At 67.0% G+C, this 22,854-nt stretch carries 19 protein-coding genes; 8 read left to right on the top strand and 11 right to left on the bottom strand.

The window, feature by feature from the left end; all coding sequences use genetic code 11:
- Positions 1 to 2: 2 nt before the first annotated feature.
- The 8 genes from rplW to rpsL form a co-directional block, all read right to left on the bottom strand.
- Positions 3 to 311 carry a 50S ribosomal protein L23 gene (gene rplW / locus LY40_RS21705; RefSeq protein ID WP_183646171.1) on the bottom strand — a complete coding sequence of 103 codons (309 nt, stop codon included), beginning with the start codon at positions 309 to 311 and terminating at the stop codon, positions 3 to 5.
- A complete protein-coding gene (gene rplD, locus LY40_RS21700; protein WP_183779648.1) occupies positions 308 to 1,000 on the bottom strand; it encodes a 50S ribosomal protein L4 in 693 nt (230 codons plus the stop codon). Before rplD ends, rplW begins: the two co-directional genes overlap by 4 nt.
- Positions 997 to 1,653 carry a 50S ribosomal protein L3 gene (gene rplC, locus LY40_RS21695; protein ID WP_183779650.1) on the bottom strand — a complete coding sequence of 219 codons (657 nt, stop codon included), beginning with the start codon at positions 1,651 to 1,653 and terminating at the stop codon, positions 997 to 999. Before rplC ends, rplD begins: the two co-directional genes overlap by 4 nt.
- Before the next feature lie 31 nt (positions 1,654 to 1,684).
- Entirely contained in the window at positions 1,685 to 1,990 is a 306-nt protein-coding gene (rpsJ, locus tag LY40_RS21690; RefSeq protein WP_028848712.1) for a 30S ribosomal protein S10, read from the bottom strand.
- 370 nt (positions 1,991 to 2,360) lie between these two features.
- On the bottom strand, positions 2,361 to 3,554 hold the full coding sequence (gene tuf / locus LY40_RS21685) for an elongation factor Tu (protein ID WP_183779652.1): 1,194 nt from the start codon (positions 3,552 to 3,554) through the stop codon (positions 2,361 to 2,363).
- A 126-nt stretch (positions 3,555 to 3,680) separates the two neighbouring features.
- Positions 3,681 to 5,780, bottom strand: coding sequence for an elongation factor G (gene fusA, locus LY40_RS21680; protein WP_183779662.1), 2,100 nt, complete (start codon positions 5,778 to 5,780; stop codon positions 3,681 to 3,683).
- A gap of 89 nt (positions 5,781 to 5,869) precedes the next feature.
- Complete coding sequence (rpsG, locus tag LY40_RS21675) at positions 5,870 to 6,340, bottom strand: 30S ribosomal protein S7 (RefSeq protein ID WP_183779664.1); 471 nt, start codon at positions 6,338 to 6,340, stop codon at positions 5,870 to 5,872.
- Positions 6,340 to 6,714 (bottom strand): 30S ribosomal protein S12, encoded by a 375-nt coding sequence (gene rpsL / locus LY40_RS21670; RefSeq protein WP_030532894.1) that lies wholly within the window; start codon positions 6,712 to 6,714, stop codon positions 6,340 to 6,342. Before rpsL ends, rpsG begins: the two co-directional genes overlap by 1 nt.
- A gap of 532 nt (positions 6,715 to 7,246) precedes the next feature.
- On the opposite strand from rpsL, the gene LY40_RS21665 reads away from it, so the two are divergent.
- The 7 genes from LY40_RS21665 to LY40_RS21635 all read left to right on the top strand — a co-directional run bounded on the left by LY40_RS21665 (position 7,247) and on the right by LY40_RS21635 (position 13,626).
- A complete protein-coding gene (locus LY40_RS21665) occupies positions 7,247 to 7,918 on the top strand; it encodes a hypothetical protein (protein WP_258937988.1) in 672 nt (223 codons plus the stop codon).
- Positions 7,919 to 8,055: 137 nt separating this feature from the next.
- The gene (locus LY40_RS21660; RefSeq protein WP_183779667.1) at positions 8,056 to 8,391 is read left to right on the top strand and encodes a type VII secretion target; all 336 of its coding nucleotides are present in this window, start codon (positions 8,056 to 8,058) and stop codon (positions 8,389 to 8,391) included.
- A gap of 11 nt (positions 8,392 to 8,402) precedes the next feature.
- Positions 8,403 to 9,554: a hypothetical protein gene (locus LY40_RS21655; protein ID WP_183779669.1), complete on the top strand. Its 1,152-nt coding sequence runs from the start codon at positions 8,403 to 8,405 to the stop codon at positions 9,552 to 9,554.
- 264 nt (positions 9,555 to 9,818) lie between these two features.
- Positions 9,819 to 10,400, top strand: coding sequence for a YbaB/EbfC family nucleoid-associated protein (locus tag LY40_RS21650; RefSeq protein WP_258937987.1), 582 nt, complete (start codon positions 9,819 to 9,821; stop codon positions 10,398 to 10,400).
- Positions 10,401 to 10,780: 380 nt separating this feature from the next.
- The gene (locus LY40_RS21645) at positions 10,781 to 11,101 is read left to right on the top strand and encodes an ESX-1 secretion-associated protein (protein ID WP_183779673.1); all 321 of its coding nucleotides are present in this window, start codon (positions 10,781 to 10,783) and stop codon (positions 11,099 to 11,101) included.
- Positions 11,102 to 11,103: 2 nt separating this feature from the next.
- Positions 11,104 to 12,216 (top strand): WXG100 family type VII secretion target, encoded by a 1,113-nt coding sequence (locus LY40_RS21640; RefSeq protein ID WP_183779675.1) that lies wholly within the window; start codon positions 11,104 to 11,106, stop codon positions 12,214 to 12,216.
- 3 nt (positions 12,217 to 12,219) lie between these two features.
- On the top strand, positions 12,220 to 13,626 hold the full coding sequence (locus LY40_RS21635) for a hypothetical protein (RefSeq protein WP_258937986.1): 1,407 nt from the start codon (positions 12,220 to 12,222) through the stop codon (positions 13,624 to 13,626).
- A 13-nt stretch (positions 13,627 to 13,639) separates the two neighbouring features.
- Here the strand turns inward: LY40_RS21635 and LY40_RS21630 are convergent, their stop codons facing one another.
- On the bottom strand, positions 13,640 to 14,320 hold the full coding sequence (locus tag LY40_RS21630) for a haloacid dehalogenase type II (RefSeq protein WP_258937985.1): 681 nt from the start codon (positions 14,318 to 14,320) through the stop codon (positions 13,640 to 13,642).
- 74 nt (positions 14,321 to 14,394) lie between these two features.
- On the opposite strand from LY40_RS21630, the gene LY40_RS21625 reads away from it, so the two are divergent.
- Positions 14,395 to 14,934 (top strand): CGNR zinc finger domain-containing protein, encoded by a 540-nt coding sequence (locus tag LY40_RS21625; protein WP_183779685.1) that lies wholly within the window; start codon positions 14,395 to 14,397, stop codon positions 14,932 to 14,934.
- A gap of 205 nt (positions 14,935 to 15,139) precedes the next feature.
- Here LY40_RS21625 and LY40_RS21620 read toward each other — a convergent pair whose 3' ends face one another.
- On the bottom strand, positions 15,140 to 19,051 hold the full coding sequence (locus LY40_RS21620; protein WP_183779687.1) for a DNA-directed RNA polymerase subunit beta': 3,912 nt from the start codon (positions 19,049 to 19,051) through the stop codon (positions 15,140 to 15,142).
- Between the two features lie 115 nt (positions 19,052 to 19,166).
- The gene (gene rpoB, locus LY40_RS21615; protein ID WP_183779690.1) at positions 19,167 to 22,661 is read right to left on the bottom strand and encodes a DNA-directed RNA polymerase subunit beta; all 3,495 of its coding nucleotides are present in this window, start codon (positions 22,659 to 22,661) and stop codon (positions 19,167 to 19,169) included.
- Between the last annotated feature and the right edge of the window lie 193 nt (positions 22,662 to 22,854).

Genomic DNA, 22,854 nt, shown 5'->3' with positions numbered 1-22,854 from the left:
CCTTACGCGCCTGCGCCGAAGATCTCGATCGGCTTGCTCTCGGGCGACAGCGTGACGATCGCGCGCTTGGTGTCCTTGCGCTTGCCGAAGCCGTAGCGGGTGCGCTTGCGCTTGCCCTGCCGGTTGATCGTGTTCACGCTGATCACCTTGACGCCGAAGACCTTCTCGACCGCGATCTTGATCTGGGTCTTGTTGGCGTCCGGGCGGACCACGAACGTGTACTTGTTGTCCTCGAGCAGCCCGTAGGACTTCTCGGAGATCACCGGCGCGATGAGGATGTCACGCGGGTCGGGGATGGCCACCGAGCTCACTGCTGGTCACTCCCTTCCGAGACCTCGCCGGAGGTCGCCGTCGCCTTCGCGCCCTTGCCCTTGACCGGGCCGGCGAGGAAGGCGTCCAGCGCCGCCTTGCTGAAGACCACGTCGTCGTTGACCAGCACGTCGTAGGTGTTGAGCTGGTCCGCCGTGATCAGGTGGACGTTCTCGAGGTTGCGGGCCGACAGCCACTGCGTTTCCTCGTCGCGGTGCAGGACCACGAGGACGCGCTTGCCGCTCGTCAGCGCGGCCAGCGTCTTCTTGGCCTCCTTGGTCGACGGCGTGTCACCGTCGATCAGGGCGGTCACCGCGTGGACCTGGTCGTTGCGCGCCCGGTCCGACAGGGCACCGCGCAGCGCGGCGACCTTCATCTTCTTCGGGGTGCGCTGCGCGTAGTCACGCGGCGTCGGACCGTGGACGGTGCCACCGCCGGTGAACTGCGGCGCGCGCTCCGAACCCTGACGCGCACGGCCGGTGCCCTTCTGGCGGTACGGCTTGCGGCCACCGCCGGACACCTCGCCACGCGTCTTCGTGTCGTGCGTGCCCTGCCGGGCAGCGGCCAGCTGAGCCACCACGACCTGGTGCATCAGCGGGATGTTCGCCTGGACGTCGAAGATCTCCGCGGGCAGCTCGACGGAGCCGTCTGCCTTTCCGGCCGGGGTCTTCACCTCGATCGTCGCGGTCATGCGGTCACACCACCCTTCGCGGCGCTACGGACGAAGAGAAGGCCGCCCCTGGGGCCGGGAACCGCGCCCTTGATCAGCAGCAGACCGTCGTCGGCACGCACCTGGTGGACCTTGAGGCCCTGGGTGGTGACGCGGTTGCTGCCCATCCGGCCGGACATGCGGACACCCTTGAACACACGGCCCGGCGTGGCGCAGCCGCCGATGGCGCCCGGCTTGCGGTGCGTCGCCTGGTTACCGTGGCTGGCGCCCTGGCCCGAGAAGCCGTGGCGCTTCATGGTGCCGGCGAAGCCCTTGCCCTTCGTCGTGCCGGTGATGTCGACGACCGCGCCGTCCTCGAACACCTCGGCGGTCAGTTCCTGACCGACCTCGTAGGTGTCCGCGTCGGACGTGCGCAGCTCGGCGACGTGACGCCGCGGCGTCACACCGGCCTTGTCGAAGTGGCCCGTCTCCGGCTTGTTGACCTTGCGCGGGTCGATGGCGCCGTAGGCCAGCTGCACGGCCGAGTAGCCGTCCTTCTCCTGATTGCGCACCTGCGTCACGAGGTTCGGCCCGGTCTGCACGACGGTCACCGGGACGACCCGGTTGTTCTCGTCGAAGACCTGCGTCATGCCGAGCTTCGTGCCCAGAATGCCCTTCACTTGCCTGTCAGACATGAGTCTCTTATCTCCGCCGCTCGCCCAACGCTTACTGGATGTTCACGTCGACACTGGCCGGCAGGTCGATGCGCATGAGCGCGTCGACCGTCTTCGGCGTCGGGTCCACGATGTCGATCAGCCGCTTGTGCGTGCGCATCTCGAAGTGCTCGCGCGAATCCTTGTACTTGTGCGGCGAGCGGATGACGCAGTAAACGTTCTTCTCAGTGGGCAGCGGCACCGGCCCAACCACGGAGGCGCCGGTGCGCGTGACCGTCTCGACGATCTTGCGCGCACTCGAGTCGATCGCCTCGTGGTCGTAGGCCTTGAGCCGGATGCGGATCTTCTGTCCCGCCATGGTGGCAGCTCGTTCCTTCGTCTCGTGCCGCTTGTCTGAAGCCTCGCAAGGTCCTTATCGGACCCAGTTGGAGGTTTCCGCACGTCAACGATCCGGCCTCCGGTCCACGCGGTCGGGCGTGTCGCCCTTGTCGCGCAGACGGATCCCGCAGGATCATTGTTGTGCCCTAGGTCTTTGCTCTATGAAGTGATCACTGCCGGAAAGGCAGGCGGATCACTCCCGACTCACATTCGACTACTGCCGCTGTGAGCCCAGGACGCTCGCGCCGGGGCGGCCGATTCCCGTGTACTCGTAGAATCGGCCGCCCCGCGTCGAGCAACCTAAATAGGATGCCATACCGAAATATGGCTCCCGCACCCGGGGGTGCGAATTACTTGTTGATCTTGGTGACCTGGCCGGCGCCGACGGTACGGCCACCCTCACGGATGGCGAACCGCAGACCCTCGTCCATGGCGATCGGCTGGATCAGGCTGACCGAGATCTCGGTGTTGTCGCCCGGCATGACCATCTCGGTGCCCTCGGGGAGGGTCACGACGCCGGTCACGTCGGTCGTCCGGAAGTAGAACTGCGGACGGTAGTTGTTGAAGAACGGCGTGTGACGGCCACCCTCGTCCTTGGACAGGATGTAGACCGAGCCCTCGAACTCCGTGTGCGGGGTCGTGGTGCCCGGCTTGACGATGACCTGGCCACGCTCGACGTCCTCACGCTTGATACCGCGCAGGAGCAGCGCCGCGTTGTCACCGGCCTGGCCGGCGTCGAGCAGCTTGTTGAACATCTCGATCGAGGTCACCGTGGTCTTGGTGGCCTTCTCGCGGATGCCGACGATCTCGACGTCCTCGTTGAGCTTGATCTCGCCACGCTCGATACGGCCGGTGACGACCGTGCCGCGGCCGGTGATCGTGAAGACGTCCTCGACCGGCATCAGGAACGGCTTGTCGACCTCACGCTCCGGGTCCGGGATGTTGTCGTCGACGGCGTTCATCAGCTCGATGACGGCGTCGGACCACTGCTCGTCGCCCTCGAGCGCCTTCAGGCCCGAGACCTTCACGACCGGGGCGTCGTCGCCCGGGAACTCCTGCTCGGAGAGCAGCTCACGGACCTCCATCTCGACGAGCTCGAGGATCTCCTCGTCGTCGACCATGTCGGCCTTGTTCAGCGCCACGACGATGTAGGGCACACCGACCTGACGGGCGAGCAGCACGTGCTCACGCGTCTGCGGCATCGGGCCGTCGGTGGCGGCGACCACGAGGATCGCACCGTCCATCTGGGCGGCACCCGTGATCATGTTCTTCACGTAGTCGGCGTGACCCGGGGCGTCGACGTGCGCGTAGTGACGCTTCTCGGTCTCGTACTCGACGTGCGAGATGTTGATCGTAATACCGCGCTGCTTCTCTTCCGGCGCGTTGTCGATCTGGTCGAACGCACGCGACTGGTTGAGCTCCGGGTAGCGCTCGTGCAGCACCTTGGTGATCGCCGCGGTCAGCGTGGTCTTGCCGTGGTCAACGTGACCGATGGTCCCGATGTTGACGTGCGGCTTGCTCCGCTCGAACTTCGCCTTCGCCACTGGAATGTCCTCCTGGACTGTACTTGCTCGCTCCCGGCGTGGCTGCGCCGATTGCGACTCGATCTGGTCGGTTGTGCGGACCGTAGGGGAGGCCCCTTTTCCGCCCGCTTTGGGTGCTGGTGGGAGTTACTCCCCTGTCGCCTTGGCGATGATCTCCTTCGCGACGTTCGACGGAACCTCGGCGTAGGAGTCAAAGACCATCGTGTAGTTGGCACGACCCTGGGTCTTCGACCGCAGGTCGCCCACGTACCCGAACATCTCCGACAGCGGCACGAGCGCCTTGACGACGCGCGTGCCAGACCGCTCCTCCATGGCCTGGACCTGGCCACGGCGGGAGTTCAAGTCACCGATGACGTCACCCATGTAGTCCTCGGGTGTGGTGACCTCGACGGCCATCATCGGTTCCAGCAGTACCGGGTTCGCCTGCCGCGCGGCGTCCTTGAGAGCCACGGAGCCGGCGACCTTGAAGGCCATCTCCGAAGAGTCGACCTCGTGGTACGCACCGTCCAACAAGGTGAGCTTCAACCCGACGAGCGGGTAGCCGGCCAGCACGCCGTACTGCATGGCGTCCTGCGCGCCCTCGTCCACGGACGGGATGTACTCCCGCGGGATGCGGCCACCGGTCACCTGGTTGTCGAATTCGTAGAGAGCACCATCGCCGGTGGTCAGCGGCTCGAGCTTGACGATCACCCGCGCGAACTGACCGGAACCACCGGTCTGCTTCTTGTGGGTGTACTCGAACTTGTCCACCGTCTTGCGGATGGTCTCACGGTAAGCGACCTGCGGCTTACCGATGTTCGCCTCGACCTTGAAGTCGCTCTTCATCCGGTTGACGAGGACCTCGAGGTGGAGCTCGCCCATGCCCTCGATGATCGTCTGACCGGTCTCGTCGTCCTGGCTGACCCGGAAGGTCGGGTCCTCCTCCGCGAGCTTCTGGATCGCGGTCGAGAGCTTCTCCTGGTCGGACTTCGTCTTCGGCTCGATCGCGACCTTGATGACCGGCTCCGGGAAGGTCATCGACTCGAGCACGATCGGGTTCTGCGGGTCCGCCAGGGTGTCACCGGTGGTGGTGTCCTTCAGGCCCTGAACCGCGTAGATGTGGCCGGCCTGCGCGTCGTCGACCGGGTTCTCCTTGTTGGAGTGCATCTGGAAGATCTTCCCGATGCGTTCCTTGCGCTCCCGCGTCGCGTTCATGACCTGGGTGCCGGAGCCGACCTTGCCGGAGTACACGCGGATGTAGGTCAGCTTGCCGTAGAACGGGTGGACCGCGATCTTCGACACCAGCGCCGCGAACGGCTCCTGCGTCGACGGCTTGCGCTCGGCGGGCGTCTCGCCGTCGAGCAGCGTGCCCTGAACCGGCGGCACGTCGAACGGCGACGGCAGGTAGTTGACGACCGCGTCGAGCATGGGCTGCACGCCCTTGTTCTTGAACGCGGAGCCTGCGAGCACCGGGAAGGCCTCGCGGGCGATCGTCAGCGTGCGGATACCCGCACGGATCTCGGCCTCGGTCAGCTCCTCGCCGCCGAAGTACTTCTCGAGCAGCTCCTCGTCGGACTCGGCGACCTGCTCGATCAGCTTCTCGCGGTACTCCGCGGCACGATCGGCCAGGTCGGCCGGGATGTCCTCGATCTCGTACTGCTCGCCCTTCTTGACGTCACCACGCCAGGTCAGAGCCTTCATGGTGACGAGGTCGACGACGCCCTCGAAGTCCGACTCCGCACCAATCGGCAGCTGCAGCACGAGCGGCTTCGCGCCGAGGCGGTCCTCGATCGTGCCGACGGTGAAGTAGAAGTCGGCGCCCAGCTTGTCCATCTTGTTGACGAAGCAGATGCGCGGGACCTCGTACTTGTCCGCCTGACGCCAGACCTGCTCGGACTGGGGCTCGACACCCTCCTTGCCGTCGAACACGGCGACCGCGCCGTCGAGCACGCGGAGGCTGCGCTCCACCTCGACGGTGAAGTCGACGTGGCCCGGGGTGTCGATGATGTTGATCTGGTAGTCGCCCCAGAACGTGGTGGTGGCAGCCGAGGTGATGGTGATACCCCGGTTCTGCTCCTCCTCCATCCAGTCCATCGTCGACGCACCGTCGTGGGTCTCACCGAGCTTGTAGTTGATCCCCGTGTAGAACAGGATCCGCTCGGTAGCGGTGGTCTTACCGGCGTCAATGTGGGCCATGATGCCGATGTTGCGGACCTTCTTCAGGTCGGTCAGCACGTCACGTGCCACTTGAATGTTCCCCTGTCTCAAGCGTGGGGCCCGGCACTGGCTCGATCATTCACGTCGACCGGGCGTCGGTTTGCTTCAGTGGTGGCGATTCACCAGCGGTAGTGCGCGAAGGCCTTGTTGGACTCGGCCATCTTGTGCGTGTCCTCGCGGCGCTTCACGCTGGCACCGAGGCCGTTGCTCGCGTCGAGCAGCTCGTTCTGCAGGCGCTCGACCATCGTCTTCTCACGGCGCTGGCGCGAGTACGTGACCATCCAGCGGAGCGCAAGGGTCGTCGAGCGACCGGGCTTGACCTCGATGGGCACCTGGTACGTGGCACCACCGACACGACGGCTCTTCACCTCGAGGGAAGGCTTCACGTTGTCGAGGGCGCGCTTCAGCGTGACGACCGGGTCGGTGCCGGTCTTCTCGCGAGCGCCTTCCAGGGCGCCGTACACGATGCGCTCGGCCAGCGAGCGCTTGCCGTCGGTCAGCACCTTGTTGATCAGCTGCGTGACGAGCGGCGATGCGTAGACCGGGTCAGCGATCAGCGGCCGCTTCGGGGCCGGACCCTTGCGGGGCATTAGCTCTTCTCCTTCTTAGCGCCGTACCGGCTGCGCGCCTGCTTACGGTTCTTCACGCCCTGCGTGTCGAGCGAACCGCGGACGATCTTGTAGCGGACACCGGGGAGGTCCTTCACACGACCACCACGCACGAGCACCATCGAGTGCTCCTGCAGGTTGTGGCCCTCGCCCGGGATGTAGGCGGTGACCTCGATGCCGCTGGTCAGCCGGACACGCGCGACCTTGCGGAGCGCGGAGTTCGGCTTCTTCGGCGTGGTGGTGTAGACGCGGGTGCACACGCCGCGCCGCTGCGGGCTCCCCTTGAGCGCCGCGGTCTTCTGCTTGGCAGCCTTGTCCTGGCGGCCCTTACGGACCAGCTGCTGGATCGTGGGCAATGGACCAGCTTTCTCTCGCGTCTGTAAAAGCTTCTGCAGCTTTACTGTGGCTCTGTCTGTGTGTGGCTCTGTCTCCCCGGTCCCCGCGGTCGGGCGTGTCGGCCCGCATCAGGGTCATGATGACCCGTGAACTCCCGTCGAGGTTTCCGGAGTTACGACTTCCGGAGCTCCGATCCACCGTTGTGCTGCAGAGTGCTGCTGACGCGGTCCGGACATGAAAATCCGGCCCGTGAGCACTTCGGCGCACGGAGCAGCCCGGCAGCGTGCCGGGCACAGATGTCAAAGATACCCGCCCGTGCCGACAGCGACGACTCGGGGGTCCCTAACGGCCCCGGCGGCCGGCTACGACGGCGGTGGTCATCGGGTACGGTACCGCGATCACCGCTCGGGTCGGCGTGAGATTCGTGTACGCGCAGACGCGGAGATGCCGACGCTCAGCTTAACGCGACAGGCCGCCGGTTTCGAGCATCTCGGGCCGATCCGCGCGCCGGCACGGGCGGAACGCATCGGAACCGAGGGGAGTCTCAGGGGCATGCATCCGGCGACGTTGATGATCATTCTACTGGGGCTGTGCGCCGTGGGCGCGGTCGTCGCGTTCGCCGTTTCCCGGCGGAACGCGGGCAAGAAAAAGGTCAGCAGGGAGGAGTTCGCCCGCCGAATCGGGGCGGTCGAGCACTACTACGACCAGGGAACTCGGCCCAGCTTCGGCGTCTTCCCGGAGAAGGACCGCGTGACCGGCAAGCCGTTCACCTACGCGGTGGAGTTCCCGTATGCGGGCTACCCCGTCGTCGCAGCCGAGTGGCGCACGGGTGGGGCCAACGTTCAGATGCGATACACCGGCAACATCCAGGTGCCGAGCGGTCTGCCCGCCGACGCCCCGTACCTCATGATCGGCGAGTACATGCGCTACGGGGTCGACCCGGAAACCGGCGGCAGGCTGCCGGCACTGAAAGGGTTCGCCGACGAGCGGCTGCGGGTGCTGTGTCCCGACGAGGCGTTCGCCCGCCGGATCGTCACACCCGAACTCGCCGCGATCTTCACCGCGAACCGGCGCAGTCGCATGATGCCGCGGGTCACGTTCGAGGGCGGCGTGATCCACACGCTGGCCGCGCAGCGGCTCGACCCCGACGGACTGTTCCGGAACGCCGAACTGCTCACCCAGATCGCGCGACTCCTCGCCGCGCAACAGCAACCACCCCGCTGAACGCCGCCCGGCCAGGAACGGCCGTCGCGGCCGTGCCCGCGACCGTCCGAGGCGGGCACGGCCGACGAATTTCCATCCCGAGGGAACCGTTCGCCGGACACGGCGGTCGAAACGGTCAGAGTTTCCAGGAGGCGGGTATGACGGGATTCAACGTCGAGATCGAAGCCCTCGAGGGCTACGGCAACAACCTCAAGTCGTTCAAGGACCAGGCCAGCACCTTCGAAGAGCTCACCGGCCGCGCCGATGTCGGCGATGAGTCGTGGGGCGTCGTCGGAATCATGACGAAGGGCAAGTACGACGAGGCCCTCGCCGAACTGAAGAACCTGATCGACGCGCTCAAGACGGGCCTCGACACGACGTCGGAGAAGATCTCCACGGCCGCGAAGGCGTATCGCGATAACGACGATCAGCACGTCGTGACCCTCGGCGACTACCAGGGCAGCATCGACACGACCGACACCCCGCGGGTCTGAGGAGGACGGCCATGACCGAGGTCAACGACGTCGCAGGCGACATCAGCCTGAACGCGGACAAGGAATCGGGGTTCGGCGACTACGCGATGGACGTCGCCAAGAACACTCCCGGTGTCGAGACCGCCATCAAGGGCGTCGACACCGTCAGCAACTACTGGCAGGGCCTTCCCGACGACCCGGACGCGGCCGACGTCATGCTGCACGGGGCCAACTGCGCCACCGACACGGCGGCGTTCATCGCCGAGTGCGGCACCGAGGCGGCGACTGCGGTGCTCGACCCGGTCGGCTGGCTGGTCGGCCACGGCCTGGACTTCCTGCTGAACCTGATCACGCCGCTGCAGGACGCACTGCACGCCGTCACCGGCGACGGCCCCGCGCTCGAGAAGGCTGCACAGGACTTCCAGGGCATCGGTGACGGACTCGTCGAGTACGCGGACGAGTTCCGGCGGGTCGCCGACGAGGCCCTGGCCGACTGGAACGGTGACGCGGCCGGCGCGGCGAAGAACGCGCTCGCCGACTTCTCCAAGGGCATCGACGGCGTGTCGACCAGCGCGGGCGGCGTCGTGGAGATCCTGAAGCTGTCCTCGATGCTCATGAAGGTCATCGAGGAGGTCATCAAGGCCATCATCACCGAGATCGTCAGCTGGCTCATCGCACTGTGGGTGCCCGCACTCGCGGCCGCGGTGCCGACGGCGGGTGCCTCGACGGCGGCGGCAGGCGCGGCCACGGCGCCGAAGGCGGCCGCCACGATCTCGAAGGTGACCTCGAAGCTGGGCAAGCTGGGCAAGATCCTCGACGACATCTTCGCGTTCTTCCAGAAGTTCGGGTCGACGATGGTCAAGCTGGGCAAGCGGCTCGGCGTCAAACCGAACACCCTCGCGGGCAAGGCCGACGAACTCGCCGAGATCACCACGAACGCCGGCAAGATCGGGAAGATCGCCGCCGAGGCAGGCAAGGCGGGAGCCGGCAAGCTGGCGCAGGAGACCATCGGTATCGACCCGACGAGCCCTCCCGGCGACGATCCGCTCCAGGCTGCCAAGCTCGTCAACGACCACTACGGCAAGCTCACCGACAACACGCAGGGTCTGAAGGAAGCCGCAGACGGCTCGAACACGGGCAGTGGCGCGTCGGCCGAGGAGACCGAGGACAACCTGCGCATGTGACGTCCGCACCACCACGGCCGTCCTCCCCCGACCTTCCGGCGCGCGCTGCGCACCCCACGGCGGTGGAAGGACGGCCGTCTCGCGTCCCGGCCACGACGGTGTCGCGGGCGTACGCTCCGTCCGTGCCCGCCGGCCGGTCGGGCACGATGTGCCCGGGCCACCCCGCTCACGAGCGGCATACCGGGGAAGATGGAACCTGCCGCCCCGGATGAGGCGTCCCATCCCGTAGTCGCCGTCCACACCTTTCGTCGAGGGAGAAGCAACGTGTCAGCTGAGTTCGACCGGCTCGTCGCGGAGTTCGAGAAGTTCCAGTCGAAGATGAAGCACGTCGACCAGCAGATGGCCGGCGTCGCAGACATGCAGAGCGAACTGGCCGAGCTCGAGGCGACGGCCTCGAACGCCGACCGTTCGGTCACCGTCGTCGCCGGTCCGGGCGGTGCGATCAAGGATCTGCAGCTCACCGACAAGGCGATGAACCAGCCGCCGCAGGCGCTCGCGGCCGCCATCAAGTCGACCCTCTCCGAGGCCGTCGCCGAGGCCGCGCGCAAGCAGGCGGGCATCGTCGACAACCACATGGGCGGCATGGGCATCAACGCCACCGACCAGGTCATCGAGACCCAGGCGGAGGCATTCGGCATCCCGGCCGAGGAGCTGCGCCAGCGCATGGCCGAGGAGCAGCCGGTGCGCAAGGAGGTTCCGGTCGAGGAGGAGTACCAGGAGGACTACTCCCGCCAGAGCGTCTTCGGCGAAGAGGACGACGGCCGCGCCGCTCCCCCGCCCGCATCAGGCGGCGGTTCGGCGGGCGACGAGTTCCTCAAGAACCTGTTCGACGAGGACGACCGCTGAGCCGACCTCGCCCACGGCGAGATCGGCAACCGGATCGGCATCGACAACCCACGGCTCCCGGCCCACCGCTCGTGACGACGGCCGGGAATCGCCACCACCCTTTCGAGGCGGCGCTCGCAGCTGGCGGGCGCCGCCCTTTCGGCGTTCACGCCGTCAGCGGCTGACGCATATTCGTCCCGCGGCACGGTCCGGTAGGTGCGGGTGGGTGTCGGCGTACACACTCCTCCGTCCGGCCGACGAGCACCACACGTCCGAGGTCTGCACCGCCGATGGGCACGGTCGGCTGTCGCGTCCGAGACCGAAACGGCATCATGTCCTGGCAGACGCGCGCCGAGCCGCCGCAGGCGCCGCGCGCGACGGCAGGCAACGAGGAGGGGGCCATGAGCGGCTTCGACGTCAATGCGGACGAACTGGATACCTATGCCGGAAAGCTGGGCGGTCAGCGGCAGACCGCGAACCAGATCTCCGGCCTCGTCGACAAAGCCGATGTCTCGAACGAGTCCTGGGGCGTCGTCGGCATCTTCGTCTTCGACAACTACAAGGAGATGCTCGGCGATCTCAAAGACCTGTTCACCAGCCTCGACGAGGGTTTCGCGTCCGGTGAGGACAAGTTCAAGAACGCGGCCAAGGGCTATCGCGACAAGGAGCAGGCCGTGAAGGAACTCCTGGACACGTTCGACATCGACATGGGGGGCAAGTAGCCATGGCGGAGGAGAAGACCGAGGCCGGCGGCGTCGAAATCACGACCGGCGACAAGAGTGTGGGCAAGACGGCGCTCGAGTCCACCCCGTTCGTCGGCGGAGCGCTCAAGACCTTCGAAGCGGGCGGCAAGCTCACCGACGGTGCGGACCCTTCCGAGATCGGCGGGTTGCTCTCCGAGGGCACGAGCTTCATCTCCTCGTGCACCGGCGCGGCGTCGATCGCAGCTGATCCGATCGGCTGGCTGGTCGGGCAGGGCCTGGATTTCCTCATCTCCGTCTGCCAGCCGATCCAGGACGCCATCCACATGGTCAGCGGCGACGGCCCCGCGCTGCAGCAGGCGGCCGACAACTTCAAGGCCATCGGCGAAGGCGTCCAGAAGCTGAGCGACAAGTTCAGTGAGGAACTGAAATCGTCGCTGCAGAACTGGGGCGGCGAGGCATCCGAGGCGGCGGGCACCAAGCTCGCCGACTTCGCCAAGGGCATCGACGGTGTCGCCGGTCAGGCGGGCGACCTCTCGTCGATGCTCCAGATGTCCAGCATGGTGATGACGGTCATCGAGGAGTTCATCAAGGCCATCCTGACGGAGCTGATCACCTGGCTGATCATGATCTGGGTTCCGGCACTCGCTGCCGCGGTGCCCACCGCGGGCGCCTCCACCGCCGCCGCGGGAACGGCCACCGGGGTCCGTGCGGCGAGCACGGGCAGCCGGGTGTCCCGCATGGTCCAGAAGCTGAAGGACGTGCTGAACAAGGTCATGGACTTCCTGCGCAGGATGCGGACCAGGATGGGCAACCTCAAGCAGGGCGTTCGCCAGGCGATGGACCATCGGAGGATGCGGAGCGGTCTGGCCGACCTGGCGGTCAGAGACGGTAGCGCCGGTGCCCGGGAGAAACTACTGAGCAGCAACGGCCTGGTCGGGGAACAACTGCAACAGGGCTTGGGCAGGTCCATGTGGGAAGCGGGCACGGATTCGCTCAAAGACCAGGTCGGAATGGGTCCGAACGGCAAGGGCAAGCTGGTCGGCAATCTCGGCAAGATCGCCGGAGCCGCTGAGGGTGAGGGAATCGGCGAAGACCAGTCGAAGAGCGAGACCGAAGACCACCTGGACATCTGAGGCATGGAAACTCTGCTCAAAATGTGGCCGCTGCTGCTCGGCCTGGCGGCCATCGGCTTCGGCGGCCAGTACCTCGCCACGCGAAAGGACCGGCGGAAGGACGACGTCCACGTCGCCGCACTCCGGGAGATGGCCGCGCCGCTGAACGGCGCCGTGCTGACCCGCGGCCAGGCCGACGGCTGGTCGGCCGCGCTATGGCCGCCGTTCGAGATGACGACCCGTGGTCTGCGCCGGTTCTCGGTGCGGCGCAAGCCGCGATTCGACGTTGCCGTGGAGTTCACCCGCGGCCCGTGGCGGGTGCGCATCAGCGAGGCGTCGATACGCCAGCGGTCGGCCAGCCGCCACGTCAACACGCACTACGAGCACCGCATCGACATCGTTACGGCCGACCTCCCACCTCTCAAGGTCGCCGAGCGGCGGGACACGGACTTGATGGGCAAGCCGCTGGACCCGAACAGCGAGGTAGCCCTGCTCGGCGCCCCGATCATCAAGGAACCGCCTGCCACGGTCGCCCAGCGGCAGGATCATTGGGTTCAGGCCGCGATCTCCGCCCCGGCGAACCAACACCTCGCCGCGTTCACCAGTGACCACGCCGCGGCAGCACGGATGCTGAACGCCCATGCCACGTCGTGGCTGCTCGACCGGCAGCGCAGGCAACCGCACAGATACACGTTCGAATCCGGCCTGCTCTATACCACGTCACCCGGCCGCATCGATCCCTTCGAGGCCACCGAGACCGTCAACACGATGCTCGGACTCCTCGACTGCATCCCGGGAGCGGCACCTGCCGGGGCCGTGGCCGGGGCAGTGACCGGGGCGATGCCTGCTCAGGCGGATCATGCGACAACCGTGCAGGCTCAGGTCGAGGGCGAGAACCACCTGATCGCCGAACCCCCGCCGTCGGCGGCCGAAGTCGACGAACAGAAGTCCTCGCAGATCTCCACCCTGGGCTTCATCGGCATCGCGATCGCCGGGGTGGCGCTGCTGCTCGGACTGTTCGGCTACGGCAGCGTGAACCTGATCAACGGCGTCGCCACGGCGGCCGGACTGACCAAGAGCGTCGACGTGCGCGTCATCTCGGAGCTCGAATGGACCTCCGCCCAGGACCGCAAATCTCCGAACGCCGTCGGCGAGTACACGGTCGAGGGCCGGACACACCAGGTCGGCCTGGGCGGCGGCGAGGTCGGCGACGTAATCGAGGGACACTTCCCGGCACTACCGATCGACTGGGTCGGATTCCCCGACGAACCGATGACGGGCTGGGGGCCGTTCTGGTCCATCGTGGTCGGCCTGGTCTGCTTCGCCTTCCTGGTGCTGCCGTTCATCCTCGCCCGCGGCTCGTCGGCGCAGCCACAGGTCTCCTCCGCACCTCGGGATCCGACACAAGAGCCCACGACGCGACCGGAATGATCGGCCGCCCTGATCACGTGCCGAGCGCCGCGGCGAGTTCGTGGAGTCCACCGAATTCGCCATCGAGGACGTCGGTCTCCGCGGGCGGATCGCCCACCGGACGCGCGACGTAGGCCGTGCGCATGCCGACGGCCCGTGCTGCTCGAAGGTCCCACGCGTGCGCGGCGACCATCAGCACACGCTCCGGCAGGCGGGCCACCACGTCGACAGCCATGCGATAGACCTCCGCCGCCGGCTTGTACGTCCCGGCCTCGTCGGCCGACAGCACCTGATGCCACTGCAATCCGGCATCGGCACTCAGCCACAGCAATGTCGAACGGTCCGCATTGGACAGTCCGATGACCGGCTTTCGCGACGCGATCCGGACCAGCGCGTCGACCGAGTCCGCCCACGGCGTCAGGCTACGGCTTGCCTGAGCCAACCGGTCGACGAGCGCACCATCGGCGATGTTCGCGTCGCCGGCCACCCGTTCGGCCGCTTCTCGATCCAGGGCGGCACTGCTCGCATAGCCACGCTTACCGGCAACGATCCGGTGCTGTTCGCCCTCGATGTGCCGCTGCCACGTCGCCAGCAGCTCGGCGACCCGGTCGTCTCCCGCGTCCGGAACCGCTTCGCGGATCGCTCGCCGGATCCCTCCCGGTTCGTCGACCAACGTGCCCAGCACGTCGAAGACCACCGCATCGACATCCTCCATGCCACCCTCCCACCGTCACCGCTTCAACTGGTGACGATTTTGCGTTCCCCCGCGTCACCGGTCAAGATGGTGACGTGCACTTCTCCTTCGTCAGCGGCGATCCGGCACTCGACCTGGCGGCGACCATCGGGTATCGGCGGACGGAACCCGTCGACCTCGTGCAAGGCCCTGCTGACCTGGAACGATGGGTGCGCGCCTGCGAGGAACTCCCGGCGGAGATCGCGGCAGACCTGGAGAGTTTCGACGCGGCAATCACCTTGCGCGAGGCGGTGTACAGCCTGGCACTCGCACGCACCCGCGGTCATCCGTTCGACCCCGGCGACGTGGAGGTGCTCAATGCCGCCGCGAACGGACCGGCGCTGGCTCTCGAACTGGTCAACGACGGCATGTGCATCACCGGTGGCATCCGTGCTGCGCTGGCCCACGTCGCCCGCAGCGGCATCACCGTGCTCGCCGACGCCACGACTCCGATCAAGGAATGCGCGCGCCCCGAGTGCACCCGCCTCTACCTGGACCGCTCCCGCGGTGCGCGGCGCACCTGGTGCGGCATGGCCGAATGCGGCAACCGCGTCAAGGCCGCCGCCTACCGCGCCCGGCGACGCGCGGCGGGATAGCGCCATCAGCGCGTCCCTGCCGGACGCGACCGTAGCCCGACTGGCTGTGTTTCGGCGTGGACGCCCCTCGCCTGCGACAGCACCGCTGACCAACCGTGCGAACGAAAACAGCCGCGTACGGGAAGGCCGCCACAAGAGAATCGGCCCCACAACAAGAGAAACGGCCCCCGGTCCGATGTGGACCGAGGGCCGTTCTCGCTACTGCTTACCGGAAGTCGCGACCGAAGTCGTAGTCGTCCAGCGGCACCGCGGCACCGGTACCCGTACCGAACACGTCCGGGGTGTAGTAGCCGTCGTCGTAGGACGGGATCGCGTACGCCGCGACCCGGGCCTCCTCGGTCGGCTGCACCTGGATGTTGCGGTACTTGTTGATGCCCGTACCGGCCGGGATCAACTTACCGATGATCACGTTCTCCTTCAGGCCGACCAGGGAGTCGCTACGGCCGTTGATCGCCGCGTCGGTCAGGACCCGCGTGGTCTCCTGGAACGACGCCGCCGACAGCCACGAGTCCGTGGTCAGCGAGGCCTTCGTGATACCCATCAACACCGGGCGACCCGAGGCCGGCTCGCCGCCCTCGGCCACCGCCTGCCGGTTGGTCTGCTCGAAGCGCGTGCGCTCCGGCAGCTCGCCCGGCAGGAACTCGGTGGCACCCGAGTCGATGATCGTCACGCGGCGCAGCATCTGCCGCACGATGACCTCGATGTGCTTGTCGTGGATGCCCACGCCCTGCGCCCGGTAGACCTTCTGCACCTCTTCGACGAGGTGCATCTGCGCCTCGCGCGGGCCCATCACGCGGAGCACCTCGTGCGGGTCCGGCGTGCCCTCGAGCAGCGGCTGGCCGACACCGACGTGGTCGCCGTCGGCGAGCGGACCGTTCGGGCCGACGGCGAGGCGCTGACGCTTCGACAGCTTGTCGAAGACGATCTCCTCGCTGCCGTCGTCCGGCACGAGCGTGATCTTCCAGAACCGCTCGCTCTCCTCGATGCGCACCCGGCCGTCGACGTCGGCGATCGGCGCCTTGCCCTTCGGGACACGGGCCTCGAACAGCTCCGTGACACGCGGCAGACCGGTCGTGATGTCGTCACCGGCGACACCACCCTGGTGGAACGTACGCATCGTCAGCTGCGTACCCGGCTCACCGATCGACTGGGCGGCGACGATGCCGACGGCCTCGCCGACGTCCACCAGCTTGCCGGTGGCCATCGAACGGCCGTAGCAGGTCGCGCACACACCGACCGACGACTCACAGGTCAGCACGCTGCGCACCTTGACCTTGGTGATGCCGCTGGCGATCAGCTTCTCGATCGCCGGGTCGCCGAGGTCGTCGCCCGCGTTGAGCACCACGTTGCCGGAGGCGTCCACCGCGTCGGCGGCGAGGCTACGGGCGTAGGCGCTCGTCTCGACGTTCTGCCCGCGCACGATGCGGCCGTCGCCGAGGTCCTCACCGACGACCATGTTGATGCCGCGGTTCGTGCCGCAGTCGACCTCGCGGACGATGACGTCCTGCGAGACGTCCACCAGCCGACGGGTCAGGTAGCCCGAGTCGGCCGTACGGAGGGCCGTGTCGGCCAGACCCTTACGGGCACCGTGCGTGGCGATGAAGTACTCCGCCACCGACAGGCCCTCACGGAAGTTGGCCTTGATCGGGCGCGGGATGTACTCACCCTTCGGGTTGGACACCAGACCACGCATACCGGCCAGCGACCGGACCTGCGTCATGTTGCCCGCCGCACCGGACTTCACGATCATCGAGATCGGGTTGTCGTCCGGGAAGTGGTCCTCCATGACCTTGGCGACGTCCTCGGTCGCCTGGCCCCACACCTTGACGAGCTCGTTGTTGCGCTCGGAGTGCGAGAGCTGACCGCGCTGGTAGCGCTTCTCCACCTGGGCGGCCTTCGACTCGAAGTCGTCCAGGATCTCCTTCTTCTCCGGCGGCACGAGCACGTCGGAGATGGCGACCGTGACGCCCGAGCGCGTGGCCCAGTGGAAGCCGGCGTCCTTGAGCCGGTCCAGGGTCTGCGCCACCTGCGTCATGGAGTACCGCTCGGCGAGGTCGTTGACGATCGCACCCTGGCGCTTCTTCGCCAGCGGCTCGTTGACGAACGGGTAATCCGCGGGGAGCAGGTCGTTGAACATGACCCGGCCCAGCGTCGTCTCGGCCAGCCACGACTGACCGGGCTCCCAGCCCGCCTCGCGCAGCTTCGGCTCGTCCTCGCGGGAGGGCTGCCGGTCCGTCACACGGATCTTGATCGGCGCGTGCAGGCCCAGCTGCTGCATGTCGAAGGCCATGATCGCCTCGGCCTCGGAGGAGTACGCGTTGCCCGCACCGGTCGCGTTCTCGTCGAGACGGGTGAGGTGGAACAGGCCCGTGACCATGTCCAGTCGCGGCATCGCCAGCGGACGACCCGAGGCAGGCGACAGGATGTTGTTCGCCGACAGCATCAGCACGCGCGCCTCGGCCTGCGCCTCCGCGGACAGCGGAAGGTGCACGGCCATCTGGTCACCGTCGAAGTCGGCGTTGAACGCCTCGCAGACCAGCGGGTGCAGCTGGATGGCCTTGCCTTCCACCAGCTGCGGCTCGAAGGCCTGGATACCGAGACGGTGCAGCGTCGGAGCACGGTTCAGCAGAACGGGGTGGCCACTGATGACCTCTTCCAGCACGTCCCACACGGCCGGCTTCGACCGCTCCACCATGCGCTTCGCCGACTTGATGTTCTGCGCGTGGTTGAGGTCCACCAGCCGCTTCATGACGAACGGCTTGAACAGCTCGAGCGCCATGTCCTTCGGCAGACCGCACTGGTGCAGCTTCAGCTGCGGGCCGACGATGATGACCGAACGGCCCGAGTAGTCGACGCGCTTACCGAGCAGGTTCTGCCGGAAACGGCCCTGCTTGCCCTTGAGCAGGTCGGACAGCGATTTCAGCGGCCGGTTACCGGGACCGGTCACCGGGCGACCGCGACGGCCGTTGTCGAACAGCGCGTCGACGGACTCCTGCAGCATCCGCTTCTCGTTGTTGACGATGATCTCGGGCGCGCCGAGGTCGATCAGTCGCTTGAGGCGGTTGTTGCGGTTGATGACCCGGCGGTACAGGTCGTTCAGGTCGGACGTGGCGAAGCGGCCACCGTCGAGCTGCACCATCGGGCGCAGTTCCGGCGGGATCACCGGCACCGCGTCGAGCACCATGCCGCGCGGGTCGTTGCCCGTGGCCTGGAAGGCCGCGACGACCTTCAGCCGCTTGAGGGCACGCAGCTTCTTCTGGCCCTTGCCGCCGCGGATGACCTCGCGCAGCGACTCGGCCTCGGCGTCGACGTCGAAGTCCTCGGCCAGCTTCTGGATGGCCTCGGCGCCCATGCCGCCGGTGAAGTACTCGCCGTAGCGGTCGATGAGCTCGCGGTAGAGCAGCTCGTCGACGATCAGCTGCCGCGGCTCGAGCTTGGTGAAGGTGTTCCAGACCTCCTCGAGGCGGTCCAGCTCGCGCTGAGCCTTGTCGCGGAGCTGGCGCATCTCACGCTCGCCGCCCTCCTTGACCTTGCGCTTGACGTCGGACTTCGCGCCCTCGTTCTCCAGCTCGGCCAGGTCGGCTTCCAGCTTCTGCGCGCGCTCCTCGATGTCGGAGTCGCGCTTGGCCTCGATGTTCTTGCGCTCCACGCCGATCTCGCTCTCGAGCGTCGGCATGTCGTTGTGGCGCAGCTCCGTGTTCACGCTCGTGATCACGTACGCCGCGAAGTAGATGATCTTCTCGAGGTCCTTCGGCGCCAGGTCCAGCAGGTAGCCCAGCCGGGAGGGAACGCCCTTGAAGTACCAGATGTGCGTGACCGGGGCGGCCAGCTCGATGTGGCCCATGCGCTCACGCCGCACCTTGGCGCGGGTCACCTCGACGCCGCAGCGCTCACAGATGATGCCCTTGAAGCGCACGCGCTTGTACTTGCCGCAGTAGCACTCCCAGTCCCGGGTCGGGCCGAAGATCTTCTCGCAGAAGAGCCCGTCCTTCTCCGGCTTGAGGGTGCGGTAGTTGATGGTCTCGGGCTTCTTGACCTCGCCGAAGGACCACTGGCGGATGTCGTCGGCGGTGGCCAGTCCGATTCGAAGCTCATCGAAGAAATTGACGTCCAGCACTAGTCCGCCCCTCCGGAACGTTGCAATACGAAGAAAGTGTTACGACACATGGCTTTCCTTTGGCCGGCCGCGGGGCGGATCCGCAGTGGAACCGCCCCGCGGCCATGGCGGGCCGTTAACCCTGGACGATCTCGTCGGCGGACGGCGCCTCGTTGCGGGACAGGTTGATGCCGAGGTTCGCCGCGGCGCGCTCGAGGTCCTCGTCGTCGGAGTCGCGCATCTCGATGGCGGCACCGTCGCTGGAGAGCACCTCGACGTTCAGGCACAGCGACTGGAGCTCCTTCAGCAACACCTTGAAGGACTCCGGAATGCCCGGGGACGGCATGTTCTCGCCCTTGACGACGGCCTCGTAGACCTTCACGCGGCCGAGCACGTCGTCGGACTTGATGGTGAGCAGCTCCTGCAGCGTGTACGCCGCGCCGTAGGCCTGCATCGCCCAGCACTCCATCTCACCGAAGCGCTGACCACCGAACTGTGCCTTACCACCGAGCGGCTGCTGCGTGATCATCGAGTACGGACCCGTCGACCGCGCGTGGATCTTGTCGTCCACCATGTGGTGCAGCTTCAGCATGTACATGTAGCCGACGGCCACCGGGTACGGGTACGGCTCGCCGGAACGGCCGTCCAGCAGCGTCGCCTTGCCGTCCTCGCCGACCATGCGCTCGCCGTCACGGTTCGGCTTGGTCGACGACAGCAGACCCATCAGCTCGGCCTCGCGCGCACCGTCGAACACCGGCGTCGCCGTGTTGGTGCCCGGCTCGACATCCAACAGGTCCTCCGGCAGCTGCGCGGCCCACTCGGGGGCACCCTCGACCTTCCAGCCCTGTGAGGCCAGCCAGCCGAGGTGCAGCTCGAGGATCTGCCCGATGTTCATACGACGGGGCACACCGTGCGTGTTCAGCACGACGTCGACCGGCGTGCCGTCCGGAAGGAACGGCATGTCCTCGGTCGGCAGGATCTTGCCGACGACGCCCTTGTTGCCGTGCCGGCCGGCGAGCTTGTCGCCGTCCTGGACCTTCGACTTCTTCGCCACGTACACGCGGACGAGCTCGTTGACGCCCGGGGGCAGCTCGTCGTCCTCCTCGCGGGAGAACACGCGGATGCCGATGACCTTGCCGGTCTCGCCGTGCGGCACCTTCAGCGAGGTGTCGCGGACCTCGCGGGCCTTCTCCCCGAAGATCGCGCGCAGCAGGCGCTCCTCCGGCGTCAGCTCCGTCTCGCCCTTCGGCGTGACCTTGCCGACCAGGATGTCGCCGTCGCGGACCTCGGCACCGATGCGGATGATGCCGCGCTCGTCGAGGTCGGCCAGCACGTCCTCGGAGACGTTCGGGATGTCCCGGGTGATCTCCTCGGCACCGAGCTTGGTGTCGCGGGCGTCGATCTCGTGCTCCTCGATGTGGATCGAGGTGAGCACGTCGTCCTGGACCAGCCGCTGCGAGATGACGATGGCGTCCTCGTAGTTGTGGCCCTCCCACGGCATGACCGCCACGAGCAGGTTCTTGCCGAGCGCCATCTCACCGTTCTCGGTGGACGGGCCGTCGGCCAGCACCTGGCCCTGTTCGACGCGGTCGCCCTCGGTGACCACCGGGCGGTGGTTGAAGCACGTGCCCGCGTTGGTGCGGCGGAACTTGTAGAGCCCGTAGGTCTTCCGCGTCCCGTCGTCGTGCATGACGGTGATCATGTCGGCGGACAGCTCCTCGACCACGCCCGCCTGCTCGGCGACGACCACGTCACCGGCGTCGACGGCCGCGGTGAGCTCGACACCCGTGCCGACCAGCGGCGACGAGGACTGCAGCAGCGGCACCGCCTGCCGCTGCATGTTGGCGCCCATGAGCGCACGGTTGGCGTCGTCGTGCTCGAGGAACGGGATCATGCCGGTCGCGACGGAGACCATCTGCCGCGGCGACACGTCCATGTAGTCGATGTCCTGCGGGTCGATCAGCTCGACCTCGCCGCCCTTACGGCGACCGAGGACGCCTTCCTCGGCGAACGAACCGTCCTCGTTCAGCGGCGCGTTGGCCTGCGCCTTGACGTAGCGGTCCTCCTCGTCGGCGGTCAGGTAGTGCACCTCGTCGGTGACCCGGCCGTCGACGACCTTCCGGTACGGCGTCTCGATGAAGCCGAACGGGTTGACGCGCCCGTAGGAGCACAGCGAGCCGATCAGGCCGATGTTCGGACCCTCAGGGGTCTCGATCGGGCACATGCGGCCGTAGTGGCTGGGGTGGACGTCTCGCACGTCCATGCCGGCGCGCTCACGGGACAGACCACCCGGGCCCAGCGCCGAGAGGCGGCGCTTGTGGGTCAGACCCGACAGCGGGTTGTTCTGGTCCATGAACTGCGACAGCTGCGAGGTGCCGAAGAACTCGCGGATCGCGGCGACGACCGGGCGGATGTTGATCAGCGTCTGCGGCGTGATCGCCTCGACGTCCTGGGTGGTCATCCGCTCGCGGACCACCCGCTCCATACGGGACAGGCCGACGCGGATCTGGTTCTGGATCAGCTCGCCGACCGTGCGCAGGCGGCGGTTGCCGAAGTGGTCGATGTCGTCGGTCTCGACCGGAACCTCGGTCTCGCCGGGCTGCATCGTCTCCTCGCCCGCGTGCAGGCGGACGAGGTACTCGATCGTCGTGACGATGTCTTCCTCGGTCAGCGTGCCGGTCTCGTACGGCAGGTCGATACCGAGCTTCTTGTTGATCTTGTACCGGCCGACCTTGGCGAGGTCGTAGCGCTTGTCCTTGAAGAACAGGTTCTCCAGGAGCGTCTGCGCGCTCTCCTTCGTCGGCGGCTCACCAGGGCGCAGCTTGCGGTAGATGTCCAGCAGCGCTTCGTCCGTGCCGGCCGTCGAGTCCTTCTCGAGCGTCGCGAGCAGCGTCTCGGAGAACGAGAAACGCTCGCGGATCTGCTCGGTCGTCCAGCCAAGGGCCTTCAGCAGGACGGTGACCGGCTGGCGGCGCTTGCGGTCGATGCGCACGCCGACGGTGTCGCGCTTGTCGACGTCGAACTCGAGCCACGCACCACGACTCGGGATGATCTTGACGCTGAAGACGTCCTTGTCCGTCGACTTGTCGATGGCCTGGTCGTAGTAGACGCCGGGCGACCGGACGAGCTGCGAGACGACGACACGCTCGGTGCCATTGATGATGAACGTGCCCTTGTCGGTCATCACGGGGAAGTCGCCCATGAAGACCGTCTGGCTCTTGATCTCGCCGGTGTTGTTGTTGACGAACTCGGCGGTGACGAACAGCGGCGCCGCGTACGTCATGTCCTTGTCCTTGCACTCCTCGACCGAGGCCTTCACCTCGTCGAAGCGCGGGTCGGAGAAGGAGAGGGACATCGAACCGGAGAAGTCCTCGATGGGCGAGATCTCGCCCAGAACTTCTGCGAGGCCACCGAGCGGGTTCTCGTCGCCATCGTTGACGGCGCGTTCGAACCACGCCTCGGAACCGGTGAACCATTCGAAAGACCGGATCTGCACGTCGAGCAGGTCAGGAGTAGCCAGCGGTTCACGGATCTTCGCGAATGAGACCCGCTTCGGTGCTCCTGGAATTCCCGTTGACGAGCGCGTCGAGGTGGTCGCAGCAGTGGCCTGATTCGCGGGAGAGACTGCCAAGATGCGTCCTTCCGGGGACATAAGCGGTTGAGCAGCCGCGTAGCGACGAGCAACACGAACTGTCAAGGGTGCGGTAGTGCCGACCATCCTAGCTACCACGAATGGGCAGCCTGAAAGTGGGCAGCGCAAAGAAGCAGTCTAGCCCGGAAGACGGCGAGTTGTCGAGGGGGCACGCCCAAGACGTGGGGCCCAG

Source organism: Prauserella salsuginis, assembly GCF_024648885.1.
GTDB lineage: Bacteria > Actinomycetota > Actinomycetes > Mycobacteriales > Pseudonocardiaceae > Prauserella > Prauserella salsuginis.
Note: the sequence above shows the minus strand (reverse complement) of the source record. Positions and strands in the feature narration are given on the sequence as shown.

Coding starts and splice junctions, on each gene's coding strand:
- rplD (WP_183779648.1), bottom strand. CDS start 1,000: ATGACCGCGACGATCGAGGTGAAGACCCCGGCCGGAAAGGCAGACGGC.
- rplC (WP_183779650.1), bottom strand. CDS start 1,653: ATGTCTGACAGGCAAGTGAAGGGCATTCTGGGCACGAAGCTCGGCATG.
- rpsJ (WP_028848712.1), bottom strand. CDS start 1,990: ATGGCGGGACAGAAGATCCGCATCCGGCTCAAGGCCTACGACCACGAG.
- rpsG (WP_183779664.1), bottom strand. CDS start 6,340: ATGCCCCGCAAGGGTCCGGCCCCGAAGCGGCCGCTGATCGCTGACCCG.
- LY40_RS21665 (WP_258937988.1), top strand. CDS start 7,247: ATGCATCCGGCGACGTTGATGATCATTCTACTGGGGCTGTGCGCCGTG.
- LY40_RS21660 (WP_183779667.1), top strand. CDS start 8,056: ATGACGGGATTCAACGTCGAGATCGAAGCCCTCGAGGGCTACGGCAAC.
- LY40_RS21655 (WP_183779669.1), top strand. CDS start 8,403: ATGACCGAGGTCAACGACGTCGCAGGCGACATCAGCCTGAACGCGGAC.
- LY40_RS21645 (WP_183779673.1), top strand. CDS start 10,781: ATGAGCGGCTTCGACGTCAATGCGGACGAACTGGATACCTATGCCGGA.
- LY40_RS21640 (WP_183779675.1), top strand. CDS start 11,104: ATGGCGGAGGAGAAGACCGAGGCCGGCGGCGTCGAAATCACGACCGGC.
- LY40_RS21635 (WP_258937986.1), top strand. CDS start 12,220: ATGGAAACTCTGCTCAAAATGTGGCCGCTGCTGCTCGGCCTGGCGGCC.
- LY40_RS21630 (WP_258937985.1), bottom strand. CDS start 14,320: ATGGAGGATGTCGATGCGGTGGTCTTCGACGTGCTGGGCACGTTGGTC.